This window comes from Rhizobium sp. TRM96647 (genome assembly GCF_025780115.1).
GTDB lineage: Bacteria > Pseudomonadota > Alphaproteobacteria > Rhizobiales > Rhizobiaceae > Mycoplana.
Genome location: NZ_JAOXHF010000031.1, coordinates 1 through 11,072, shown reverse-complemented (window position 1 = coordinate 11,072; position 11,072 = coordinate 1). Strand labels below are relative to the sequence as shown.

Sequence of the window (11,072 nt, the reverse complement as noted above, 5' to 3'; positions counted from 1 at the left end):
AGAGCACGACGAGGCCCTGTGCCTCGGCTGCGGCTGCGATCTTGTCACCGACCGGACCGTCCATGACCGCTTCGGCCTGATCGAGGCTCTGGAACAGGAAGGGGAGGCCGAGCAGCGCGATTTCCGGAACGACGGCAGAGGTCGTGCCCTGGGAGTTTGCGGAGAAGGCGATGGTGCCAAGGCGCATGTTGGTGATGGTCTCGGCATCGTCGCCGAACTGCGCGGCCGTGCCGACGCTCACTGTCATGCGGCCACCGGACTTCTGTTCGACCAGTTCGGCGAACTTCAGCGAGGCGACGTCCTTGGGATTGCCTGCTGCGGCATTGTGCGAGACCTGAAACGACTGAGCGTTGGCATATCCGGCACAGAGCGTGATTGCGGCGGCGGCTAGGAAATGACGTATGTTCATAAGGTTCCTCCCCTGGGTGCGTCATTCTTCAAATCTGGCGACAGGGAGGTTTTGCGAGAGCTTTGTCAACGGTTCTCCAACTGTCCCGTCGATATCGCCAAACGTCCTCCTCGTTCGCAATGACATGACCCTGTCGTATCCTTGGCAATACGTCACCTAAGTTTTTCTTAACAACTCGTTCGAAAAACTTAATTGAGTTTGGATGCGTCGTTGCACATCACTCTTTGCACCGAGGCGCACGTCTCGTGGAGACTGGAGGAGTCATGACCATCCAAGACGCGGCAGCAAGCCTGCCGAACATGAGCCTGCGTCGCCGTGCGTGGGAGATCCGTCGCAAGGCCGTTCTCATGGGCGAAGTGCAGAGGCAGGGCTATGTCGGGCAGGCGCTCGGCATTTCGGATGTCCTCGCCGTTTCCTATTTCCATGCGCTGAACTACCGTCCCGAAGATCCGGAATGGGAGGGGCGCGATCGCTTCCTTCTGTCGATCGGCCACTATGCCATCGCACTTTATTCGGCTCTTATCGAGGCACGCATTCTTCCGGAAGTCGAGCTGACGACCTACGGCATGGACGACAGTCGCCTGCCGATGTCAGGCATGGCGGCCTACACGCCGGGCATGGAGATCACCGGCGGCTCGCTCGGCCAGGGTCTTGGCATCGGCGTCGGCATGGCGCTCGGCCTGAAGGCCAAGAAGAACCCGGCCTTCGTCTACAATCTCATGTCGGACGGCGAGCTCGGCGAGGGGTCGACCTGGGAAGCGGCCATGTCGGCGGCGCATCACAAGCTCGACAACCTGATCTGCATCGTCGATTTCAACGACCAGCAGGCCGATGGAAAATCGACCGAAATGCTGTGCTCGGAACCGCTCGGCGACAAATGGGCATCCTTCGGCTGGCATGTCCAGCGCGTCGACGGCAACGACATCGACGCTCTGGTGGCCGCCTTCGATACCGCCCGCAATGTTACGGATCCGAAGCCGCGCGTCATCATCTGCGACACGATCATGTGCAAGGGCGTCCCCTTCCTCGAGCAGCGCGAGATCACCCACTTCGTCCGCGTCGAGGCCGACGAATGGCAGAAGGCGCTTGCCGTGCTCGATGCGAACCGGCCGGAATAAGGGGAGGAAGCCCAGATGACGCAACTGCGTAAATACGACCCGCATCGCAAGTGGGAACCGCGCAACGCTCCAAAGGCAGGCGAGGGTGGTCGCACCTCGGCGATGATCGCCTCGCTTGCTGCCGAAGGTTATGAAACCGTATCGGCCCCGTTCGGCCACGCGCTCGTGGCGGAGGCCAAGCGTAACGACCGTATCGTCGGCCTGACCGCGGATCTTGCGAAATACACCGACCTGCACGTCTTCGCCGAAGCCTTTCCCGAGCGCTTCTACCAGATGGGCATGGCCGAACAGGTGATGATTTCGGCTGCAGCCGGCATGGCCCGGGAGGGCTTCATTCCCTTCGCCACGACCTACGCCGTGTTTGCCTCGCGCCGCGCCTACGACTTCATCGCGATGGCGATCGCCGAAGAATACCTGCCGGTCAAGATCGTCTGCGCGCTGCCGGGCCTGACCACGGGCTACGGGCCGAGCCACCAGGCGACGGAAGACCTTGCCATCTTCCGCGGCTTGCCGAACCTGACGATCGTCGATCCGTGCGACGCCATCGATGTGATGGAGGCCGTGCCGGCGATTGCCGCCCACGACGGGCCGGTCTACATGCGCCTACCGCGCGGCAAGGTCGCCTCGGTCATCCACAAGCATTGCCCGGACTATAAGTTCGAGCTCGGCAAGGCCAAGCTGCTGAGAGACGGCAAGGATGCGCTCATCATCGCGTCCGGCTTCATGACGATGCGGTCGCTGGATGCGGCCGTGGAACTCGAGGCCCAGGGTATCTCCGTTGCGGTGCTGCATTGCCCGACGATCAAACCGCTCGATACCGAAACGATCCTCGCCGAGGCGCGCAAGGGCGGACGGCTCGTCGTGACCGCCGAGAACCACACGAAGGTCGGCGGGCTCGGTGAAGCGGTCGCCTCGACGCTTCTGACCAATGGCGTCACGCCGACCTTCCGCATGATCGGTCTGCCCGACCAGTTTCTGGATGCCGGCGGCCTGCCTGCGCTGCACGACCGCTACGGTATCTCGACTGCCGCCATCGTCAGCCAGGTCCGCGGCTGGCTCTGAAAATATCGTTCAACACAGACATAGCCCGCCGACCGGCGGGTTCACCTTCAAGGGAGGAAAATCCATGTCTACCGCTCTTCTTCAGGGCAAGTTCGCCGTTGTCACAGGTGCCGCATCCAAGCGTGGCCTCGGCAAGGCAACGGCAAAGCTCTTCGCCGAACATGGCGCCACAGTCGCCATCCTCGATCTCGATGAGGCTGCGGCCAGGGAGGCCGCGGCCGATCTCGGACCCCAGCATGTCGGCATGGCGTGCAACGTCACCGATCTCGACGGCGTCAGGACGGTCATCGACGCACTGGTTGCCAAGTGGGGCCAGATCGACATTCTGGTCAACAATGCCGGCATCACCCAGCCGCTGAAGATCATGGACATCGCACCGAAGAACTACGACGCCGTCCTCGACGTCAACCTGCGCGGTACGCTCTACTGCAGCCAGGCCGTCATCCCGCACATGCGCTCGCGCAAGCAGGGCAAGATCGTCAACCTGTCGTCGGTTTCCGCACAGCGCGGCGGCGGCATCTTCGGCGGCCCGCACTATTCGGCGGCCAAGGCCGGTGTGCTCGGCCTGACGAAGGCGATGGCGCGTGAACTGGCGCCCGACAATGTCCGCGTCAATGCGATCTGCCCCGGCTTCATCGCCACCGACATCACCGGCGGCCTGCTGACGCCGGAGAAGCTGGAAGAAATCAAGCTCGGCATTCCGATGGGGCGTGCCGGCACGGCTGACGACGTTGCCGGTTGCGCACTCTTCCTCGCATCCGACCTGTCGGCCTACGTCACCGGCTCCGAAGTGGACGTCAACGGCGGCTCGCTGATCCATTGATCTTTTGGGAGCGGCGCCCTTGACCGGGCGCCGCCTGTAATCGGGAGGACGACATGAAACTGGGTTTGGGAAGCTATGCCTTCCGCTGGTCGATCGGCATCAAGGATCTGCAGCCGGCCAAGCCGATGACGGCGATGGAGGTGCTCGAAATCGCCCACGGCCACGGGCTTTCCCTCGTACAATATGCCGACAATCTTCCGCTCGACCGCCTGTCCGCCGAGGAGCACCTGGCCCTGAAGGCGCGCGCCGATTCCTATGGCATGCAGCTCGAAGTCGGGACACAATCCTTTAACGCCGCGGAACTGGCCCGCTACATCCCCATCGGCGAGCGCATCGGCTCGAAGATCCTGCGCGTGGCCCTTGACGCCGAAGATGCCCTGATCCCCGTACCCGAGCTTGCCGCACAACTGCGCGAGCTGCTTCCCGACGGCAAGCGTGCCGGATTGCGCTTTGCGATCGAAAACCATTTCAACTACCCGTCCCCCCGCATGGTGGAACTGCTCGATGCCGTGGCCGATGACGCGCTCGGGGTATGCCTCGACGTCGCCAATTCGATCTGCGCCGGCGAATGGCCGATGACGACGGTGAAGATGCTGGCGCCCTACACGATCAACCTCCATCTCAAGGACTACCAGATCACACCGGATCCCTACGGCGTGGGCTTCCGCATCCACGGCACGCCGCTCGGCGAGGGCCGCGCGGAGATCGAGGAAATCCTGGCCTCGCTCTCGCATTGCCCGGACGACATGAGCGTGATCCTGGAGCACTGGTTGCCGCAGACGAACGACATGGATGAAACGCGCCGGCTGGAGCATGAATGGCTCGACCGCACCGTGACCGCCGCCAAGCGCTTCGTGCCTGCCGGAAGCGCGGGCTGAGACCGATCCGCACATGATCTGACAGCCGTCGTGGAGGGCGGCGGGCGGTTGCACTGCGACCGTGCAGGAGGAATTTGCCATGACGACCAAGACAAAGAAGCTGATCAACGCGCCTGAAGACATCATCCCGGAATTCATCGAGGGGCTGGTGGGCGCCTATCCGGACCTGCTGGCCGTCGAAGGACCGACGGGGCGCGCGGTCGTTGCGCGCCAAGGTCCGCGCGACGGGAAGGTTGGCGTCGTCATAGGCGGCGGTTCCGGCCACGAACCCGCCTTCGCCGGCTATGTCGGGCGCGGGCTTGCGGACGCTGCGGCGGTCGGCAATGTCTTCGCATCGCCGTCGCCGGAACAGATACTGGATGCCGGTCGCGCGGCCGACGGCGGCGCCGGCGTCATTTTTCTGTACGGGAACTATACGGGTGACGTCCTGAACTTCACGATGGCGGCTGAAGAGCTGGCGGGCGAAGGCACGCCCGTCTCCCATGTCGCGGTCACTGACGATGTCGCCTCGGCGCCCAGTGAGCGTCGTCATGAACGGCGCGGTGTCGCCGGCGATTTCTTCGTCTTCAAGTGCACCGGCGCTGCCGCCGATCGTGGCGAGCCGCTGGAACGGGTCGAGGCACTCGCGCGACTTGCGAATGACAGGTGCCGATCGATGGGCGTCGCGCTTGGTGCCTGCTCGCTGCCGCAGACAGGTGTCCCGAATTTCGAGATCGGGCCACAGGACATGGAAATCGGCATGGGTCTGCACGGCGAGCCCGGAATGCGCCGTGAGCCGCTGGCGACTGCGGATACCGTCACCGATGTTCTAATGGAGCCAATCCTTGCGGAACTCCAGCTGGGCGAAGGCGACCGCGTCGCCGTTCTCGTGAATGGGCTAGGGGCTACGACGCAGCTCGAACTGTTCGTCCTTTTCCGGCGCGTCCGCCGGATCCTCGAGGAAAAGGGTATCGTCATCCATGCAAACTGGGTTGGCGAATATGCGACATCGCTCGAAATGGCGGGCGCTTCCATCACCCTGCTGAAACTCGACGAGACGTTGACGATCCTGCTCGATCACCCCTGCAGGACGCCGGCTCTGACGGTCGGCAATTCTACGGTGGACGAAACAGGTTTCGTGCGCAGCGCGCGCCGCGTCCGTGCTGCCGAAAAGGCAGAAGCGACGGACCGCCAGTCCCTGAAGACCGCCGGCACGGTCACGCCCGAACGGTTCCGCGCCATGATGGCGGCTGTCGCCGCGGCCATCCGCGAAAAGACGGACTGGCTCTCTCAGCTCGACGGCGTCATCGGCGACGGCGACCATGGCATAACGATGGATATCGGCTGGACGGCCGTCGGTGCCGTGCTCCCCGGCGAGCCCGCCGAGGCGACGATCTCGCAACTCTGCGAGGTCATTGCAAAGACCTTCCTGACGGCTGTCGGCGCCTCGTCCGGCCCGCTTTATGCGGGAGCATTCCGCAGCGCCGGCCAGGCCGTCGGCGACCGGCTCAATCTCGACGGGCCCGCAATGGCGGCCTGGGTCAAGGGCATGAGCGACGGCATCCTGTCCCGGGGTGGCGCCGCGCAGGGTGACAAAACGATGATCGATGCCTGGGTGCCGGCCGCCGAAGCCGCTGCAGAAGCCGCCGCGGCAGGGGCGGACGAGATCGAGGTGCTGGAGGCCGCCACGGCCGCCAGCAAGGCCGGCATGGAGTATACCGCCCGGATCGAAAGCCGGCGCGGCCGGTCGGCAAAGCTCGGCGAGAGGTCCATCGGACACGTCGATCCGGGCGCGGCATCCGCCAATGTCCTGCTTGACGCGATGACGGGCGCGCTTCGTCGTCAGGCGTAAAGACGGTCGCTCGTCCCCGACTTGACGACATAGCCCGGCACGGCATGGCCGAGCGTTGTCGACAGCTCTTCCGAGAGCGTCATGAGCGCATCGAGATCGACGCCAGTCTCTATGCCGCACCTTTCGAACATGTGCACGAGGTCTTCCGTGCAGACGTTTCCGGTTGCACCCGGCGCGTAGGGGCAGCCGCCTATGCCGCCCAGCGCGGAATCGAAGCTGCGCACGCCCTCGTCATAGGCCGCCAGCGCATTGGCAAGGCCCATGTCCCGCGTGTTGTGGAGATGGAGAGTGACGGGAAGGTCTTCGTGATGCTTCCTGATCTGCACCATCAGCTTTCCGACCTGCCGGGGATCGGCGACGCCGATCGTGTCGGCAACGGTCACGCCGCCGATGCCGAGCGCACGGTAGGCGTCGATCGCCCATAGCACGCGCTCGACCGGCTGCGGCCCCTCGTAGGGGCAGCCGAAGGCGGTTGCGATCGTCCCGTTGACCGCGATGCCGGTGCCCGCGAGGGTGGTCATGATCGCCTTGAACTGCGCAAGCGACTGCGCGCATGTCATCCGCAGGTTCTTCAGGTTGTGCCTCTCGCCGATCGACATGACCAGGTTGACCTCGTCGACCCGGCTATCGATGGCACGCTGCACGCCGCGCTCGTTCGGCACGAGCGCAGTGTAGAGGACGCCCGGGACACGGTCGATGCCACTGAACACCTCTTCGGCGTCGCGAAGGTTCGGGATCGCCTTGGGGGAGGTGAAAGAGGAAACCTCGATGCGATGGACGCCCGTCCGCGACAGCGCTTCGGCAAGACGGATCTTGTCCGCCGTCGGTACGAAACGAGGTTCGTTCTGAAAACCGTCGCGCAGAACCACCTCGTTGATGGCGACCAGATTCTCCCGCATTTTTCGTCTCCTCCTCTAAGCCGCAAAACCCGTCTTCATCGAAATATCGACAGTCGACCTATTGCGCGACTTGACAAAAATATCAATAAAAATATCTTGTGATGTATCAGATTGAATTGAAGGGACCCGCCAATGGGTCCGGGAGGAAATATGTCCGCATCTGCCGAGCAGGCTCAGATCGCCGAACTCGTGGCCAAGGCGCGCACGGCGCAGGCCGTTCTCAACACGTACACCCAGGAGCAGGTCGATCTTCTGGCCGGTGCGATCGTCTACACGCTTGCCCGCCCCGAACTGGCGCAGCGCATCGCCGAAATGGCGTATGACGAAACGAAGATGGGTCTCGTCGAGAGCAAGCGCATGAAGATGACGCACAAGATGCCGGCGATCTATCATGACATTCGACAGGAAAAGACGGTCGGCGTGATCGACCGCGATGCCCAGAACGGCATCATCACCATTGCCAAGCCCTACGGGGTCATCGCCGCGCTCGTACCCAGCACCAACTGCGAGGCGACGCCCATCTTCAAGTCGGTTCTCGGCATCCGCGCCCGCAACGCGGTGATCTGCGCGCCGCATCCGGCAAGCAAGAAGACGACGCTCTTCGTTGTCGATATCATTCGGCAGGTGCTCCGCTCCCTGGAGGCTCCGGAAGATCTGGTTCAGTGCATCGAGATGCCGTCCAAGGCGCTGGCCGCCGAACTGATGGCACAGTGCGACGTCACCATGGCGACCGGGGCAGGGGATATGGTCAAGGCGGCCTATTCCTCGGGCAAGCCGGCCTATGGCGTCGGCGTCGGCAATGCGGCCGTCATCATCGACGAGACGGCGGACCTCGTCGAAACCGCAAGCAAGATCAGCATCGGCAAGACCGGCGACAACGCATCGGGCTGCTCGGCAGAGAATTCGATCATCGTCCAGCAATCCATCTACGATGCCTTCAAGGGCGAGCTGGAAAAGGCCGGCGCCTATGTCGCCAATGCCGAGGAGAAGGCCCGGTTGCAGGCGGTCATCTGGGAAAACGGCCACGTTTCCCGCAAGGTGGTTGCGCGGCCGGTGGCCGAGATCGCGGCACTGGCAGGCATCGACGTGCCGGCCGATCGGAAGTTCATCATTGTCGAGGAAACCGGGACCGGCGCGCAATATCCCTTCTCCGGCGAAAAGCTCAGCCTCGTGCTGACGCTCTACAGGTTCGATGCCTTCGAGGACGCGATCGCGCTGGTCAATGCGATCACCGACTACTCGGGCACGGGCCATTCCTGCGGCATTCACTCCAACGACAACGATCGCATTCTCAAGCTTGCGCTCGAGACCAAGACGTCGCGGGTCATCGTTCGCCAGCCGCATGGGGTCGCGAACTCCGGAAGCTGGACGAACGGCCTAGCGAAGACGTTTTCGCTCGGTTGCGGAAGCTGGGGCGGCAATGCCGTCTCCGAAAACGTCACCCAGAAGCACTACTACAACACGACGCGCATCGCCGAACCGCTGGAGCGCAGCGCTCCGGACGAAGGAACGATCTACGGCCCGCTGTACGAACGGATCGCGGCGGTGAAGATCGGTGCGGGAGCCTGATCGCGATGAAATTTGCCGTTCGTCCGCAGATTCACGGATACGAGACCTTTGCGCAGTTTGCGGAAGCGCATCGTGTCACGAACCGTGATCTTATCTTTACGCAGCGCGTCCTCCATGAATCCTTCATGCAGGGTTCGCCGGCGCAGACGCTGTTCTACGACGATTTCTGCGGCGGAGAGCCGACCGACGTCGCCGTCGATGCCATGCTTGTCGCCGTGCGCAAGCTCGGTTTCGAAAGGCTGATCGCCATCGGCGGCGGCTCCATCCTCGACTGCGCGAAAATGCTGGCACTGGATTCGGAGGACAATGTCGCCGGGCTTTTCAAGGCCGGCGTCCAGCCGGGACGCAAGGTCGGGCTGACGCTGGTGCCGACGACCTGCGGAACGGGTTGCGAGGTCACATGCGTCTCGGTGCTCGATTTTCCGGGCATCGGCAGCAAGATGGGCAAGGGGTTCGATGCGGGTTTCGCCGACCATGCCGTCCTGATCGACGAGATGCTGTCGAAGATCCCCTATTACGTCTTCGCCACGTCTTCGGCCGATGCTCTTGTGCACGCGCTGGAGATCTATCTCGCGCCGACCGCGAACGCCTATACCGACATGTTCTGCATGGCGGCGGCGCGGGCCATCCTTCAGGGATACAGGCGGATCGTCGAGCATGGTCGCGATGTCATCCAGCAGGATGCGAAATCCTATCTGGCGGCCAGCAACATGGCCGGCATCGCGCTTGCCAACGTGCTCGCGGGCGGCGTCCATGCCATCGCCATGCATTTCGGCAGCGCCCATCACGTCCCGCACGGCGAGGCGACGCGGCTGTTCCTGCCGGCGGTCTTCAAGGTCTATTTCGAGAAGGAGCCGGACGGCAAGATCGCCGATATCGCACGGCTGATCGAAGAGGTGCTCGGCCTGCCGGCTGGCCGTGAAAATCCGTTCGATGCGCTGGACCGGCTGCTGGCAGAGGTCGTTCCCACCAAGCAGCTCAGCAAGTACGGGATGGCGGAAGGCGACATCCGGGTCTATGCCGACAAGGTTATCGAGACGCAGCAACGGCTGTTGGTGAACAACTACGTTCCCCTTTCGGCAAGCGATATCGCGGGGATATATAGTCGGCTCATGTAGACGGGGCCGATTGTATCGAGAGTTGGCGGATGGCGAGACATTTTTCGAACAAGGCGTACGAAACGCTGCTGGACAGGATCATCAACGGCGGGCTTCGGCCGTCGGTGCCGCTCGACATCCACCAGATCGCCGACGAACTGGACATGAGCATCACGCCGGTCAGGGACGCCATCAAGCGTCTCGAGGCGGATGGCCTGGTGGAGGTCATTCCGCGATCGGGCACCTTCGTTCGCCATTTCACGCTTCAGGATCTCATCCGGGGCTATGAACTGGTCGAAGCGCTGGACGGAATGGCCGGCTATCTGCTTGCGGAGCGCGTGAACGCCGGCGTTGTCGATGCGGATGAACTTAGGGCGATGCTCACGCCCTTGGTCGACGAGATGGAGGCCAATCTCGGCCAGGAGCAGGCCAGGAAATGGGGAGAGCTCGACGGGCAATTCCACCAGATCATTTTTGACCTGGCGGAAAACACGCTTCTTGCGACCAGCTACCATTCCATCCGCAACCAGATGAAGTCGGTTCTGTCCTTCGTCAGTCCGATCCATGTGGATAGAGCAAATTCGGTGCGCGAACATCGCGCGATCATCACCGCCATTGCCGCAGGAGACGCCGAACGGGCCCGCAAGATCTGTCAGGATCATCGCGAACTCATCCGGCAGATCCTGAAAAGGCTTCTGGCACAAAGCTAACGTCTGATGGGAGGAGACCATGATGACAAACACCGGCGCGGAGCGCGTCACCTAAGTCACGAACGCGAGACGGAGTAGGTCTCGCTCGCAGACACGGGCCTGTCGGCATGGCCGCGGGCGCCCGATCCACATCCGATCAGCTTTCGGCCGGTTGCCGCCTCGTGTGGCTCCGCAGAGGTTCCTTGTTGTCAAGCGGGAGCAGACAGCAGGTATCGCCGCTGCATCGGAACAGCACATTCACTTGTTGGCTCACGGGAGGTTATAGCCATGAAGTTTCGTCATCTTGTTGCTGCAGCCGTCATTTCGCTCAGCGCCAGTCCACTGGCAGCCCAGACTTTTCAATTGTCGCACAGCGCCGCCGCCGGCAATCCGAAGGACACGGCGTCGCTCAAGTTTTCCGAACTGGTCGAACAGAGAACGGATGGGCGCATCAAGGTGGATGTCGGCACGAGTTCGCAATTCGGCGATGACGCCGAAAGCGTCACCAACATCCGCCTCGGCACGATCGCCTTCTCCGCAAACGCCCAAGGCGCGACATCCGGTGCAGTGCCCGAGATTGGCCTGCTCGGCCTTCCGTTCCTGTTCCAGAGCCTCGATCAGGCCGAAGCCGTGATGGATGGGCCGGTGGGGGACAGGATTGCTGCTGCCGCGGAAAAGCAGGGCATTCTGATTCTGG

General features: G+C 62.9%; 11 protein-coding genes. 9 read left to right on the top strand and 2 right to left on the bottom strand.

Going from position 1 to position 11,072, the window contains the following annotated elements:
• Nucleotides 1-409, bottom strand: a 409-nt coding sequence (gene dctP, locus OCK02_RS25845) for a TRAP transporter substrate-binding protein DctP (protein WP_230809313.1), incomplete at its 3' end; no start/stop codon positions are given.
• 263 nt (nt 410-672) lie between these two features.
• Between dctP (OCK02_RS25845) and OCK02_RS25840 the strand changes: the two genes are divergently transcribed.
• The 5 genes from OCK02_RS25840 (at nt 673) to dhaL (ending at nt 6,121) form a co-directional block, all read left to right on the top strand.
• The gene (locus OCK02_RS25840) at nt 673-1,527 is read left to right on the top strand and encodes a transketolase (protein WP_263815526.1); all 855 of its coding nucleotides are present in this window, start codon (nt 673-675) and stop codon (nt 1,525-1,527) included.
• Between the two features lie 15 nt (nt 1,528-1,542).
• Nucleotides 1,543-2,589 (top strand): transketolase family protein, encoded by a 1,047-nt coding sequence (locus OCK02_RS25835; protein WP_263815525.1) that lies wholly within the window; start codon nt 1,543-1,545, stop codon nt 2,587-2,589.
• 64 nt (nt 2,590-2,653) lie between these two features.
• On the top strand, nt 2,654-3,412 hold the full coding sequence (locus OCK02_RS25830) for an SDR family NAD(P)-dependent oxidoreductase (RefSeq protein WP_263815524.1): 759 nt from the start codon (nt 2,654-2,656) through the stop codon (nt 3,410-3,412).
• 53 nt (nt 3,413-3,465) lie between these two features.
• Nucleotides 3,466-4,290 carry a sugar phosphate isomerase/epimerase family protein gene (locus tag OCK02_RS25825; protein WP_263815523.1) on the top strand — a complete coding sequence of 275 codons (825 nt, stop codon included), beginning with the start codon at nt 3,466-3,468 and terminating at the stop codon, nt 4,288-4,290.
• 79 nt (nt 4,291-4,369) lie between these two features.
• Nucleotides 4,370-6,121, top strand: coding sequence for a dihydroxyacetone kinase subunit DhaL (dhaL, locus tag OCK02_RS25820; RefSeq protein WP_263815522.1), 1,752 nt, complete (start codon nt 4,370-4,372; stop codon nt 6,119-6,121).
• Here the strand turns inward: dhaL and OCK02_RS25815 are convergent.
• Entirely contained in the window at nt 6,112-7,020 is a 909-nt protein-coding gene (locus OCK02_RS25815) for a hydroxymethylglutaryl-CoA lyase (RefSeq protein WP_263815521.1), read from the bottom strand. The genes dhaL and OCK02_RS25815 overlap by 10 nt on opposite strands.
• A gap of 150 nt (nt 7,021-7,170) precedes the next feature.
• Here OCK02_RS25815 and OCK02_RS25810 point away from each other — a divergent pair, with 150 nt between their 5' ends.
• The 4 genes from OCK02_RS25810 to dctP (OCK02_RS25795) all read left to right on the top strand — a co-directional run.
• Nucleotides 7,171-8,589 carry an aldehyde dehydrogenase family protein gene (locus tag OCK02_RS25810; RefSeq protein WP_263815520.1) on the top strand — a complete coding sequence of 473 codons (1,419 nt, stop codon included), beginning with the start codon at nt 7,171-7,173 and terminating at the stop codon, nt 8,587-8,589.
• A 125-nt stretch (nt 8,590-8,714) separates the two neighbouring features.
• Complete coding sequence (locus OCK02_RS25805; protein ID WP_263815519.1) at nt 8,715-9,707, top strand: iron-containing alcohol dehydrogenase; 993 nt, start codon at nt 8,715-8,717, stop codon at nt 9,705-9,707.
• A gap of 29 nt (nt 9,708-9,736) precedes the next feature.
• On the top strand, nt 9,737-10,396 hold the full coding sequence (locus OCK02_RS25800) for a GntR family transcriptional regulator (RefSeq protein WP_263815518.1): 660 nt from the start codon (nt 9,737-9,739) through the stop codon (nt 10,394-10,396).
• Between the two features lie 267 nt (nt 10,397-10,663).
• Nucleotides 10,664-11,072 (top strand): TRAP transporter substrate-binding protein DctP (gene dctP / locus OCK02_RS25795; protein WP_230809303.1); only part of this gene is annotated, 409 nt, incomplete at its 3' end.

Bases quoted from the DNA above. Each gene is read 5' to 3' on its own strand.
- OCK02_RS25825 (WP_263815523.1), top strand. From the start codon at position 3,466: ATGAAACTGGGTTTGGGAAGCTATGCCTTCCGCTGGTCGATCGGCATC.
- OCK02_RS25840 (WP_263815526.1), top strand. From the start codon at position 673: ATGACCATCCAAGACGCGGCAGCAAGCCTGCCGAACATGAGCCTGCGT.
- dhaL (WP_263815522.1), top strand. From the start codon at position 4,370: ATGACGACCAAGACAAAGAAGCTGATCAACGCGCCTGAAGACATCATC.
- OCK02_RS25815 (WP_263815521.1), bottom strand. From the start codon at position 7,020: ATGCGGGAGAATCTGGTCGCCATCAACGAGGTGGTTCTGCGCGACGGT.
- OCK02_RS25800 (WP_263815518.1), top strand. From the start codon at position 9,737: ATGGCGAGACATTTTTCGAACAAGGCGTACGAAACGCTGCTGGACAGG.
- OCK02_RS25805 (WP_263815519.1), top strand. From the start codon at position 8,715: ATGCAGGGTTCGCCGGCGCAGACGCTGTTCTACGACGATTTCTGCGGC.
- OCK02_RS25830 (WP_263815524.1), top strand. From the start codon at position 2,654: ATGTCTACCGCTCTTCTTCAGGGCAAGTTCGCCGTTGTCACAGGTGCC.
- OCK02_RS25835 (WP_263815525.1), top strand. From the start codon at position 1,543: ATGACGCAACTGCGTAAATACGACCCGCATCGCAAGTGGGAACCGCGC.
- OCK02_RS25810 (WP_263815520.1), top strand. From the start codon at position 7,171: ATGTCCGCATCTGCCGAGCAGGCTCAGATCGCCGAACTCGTGGCCAAG.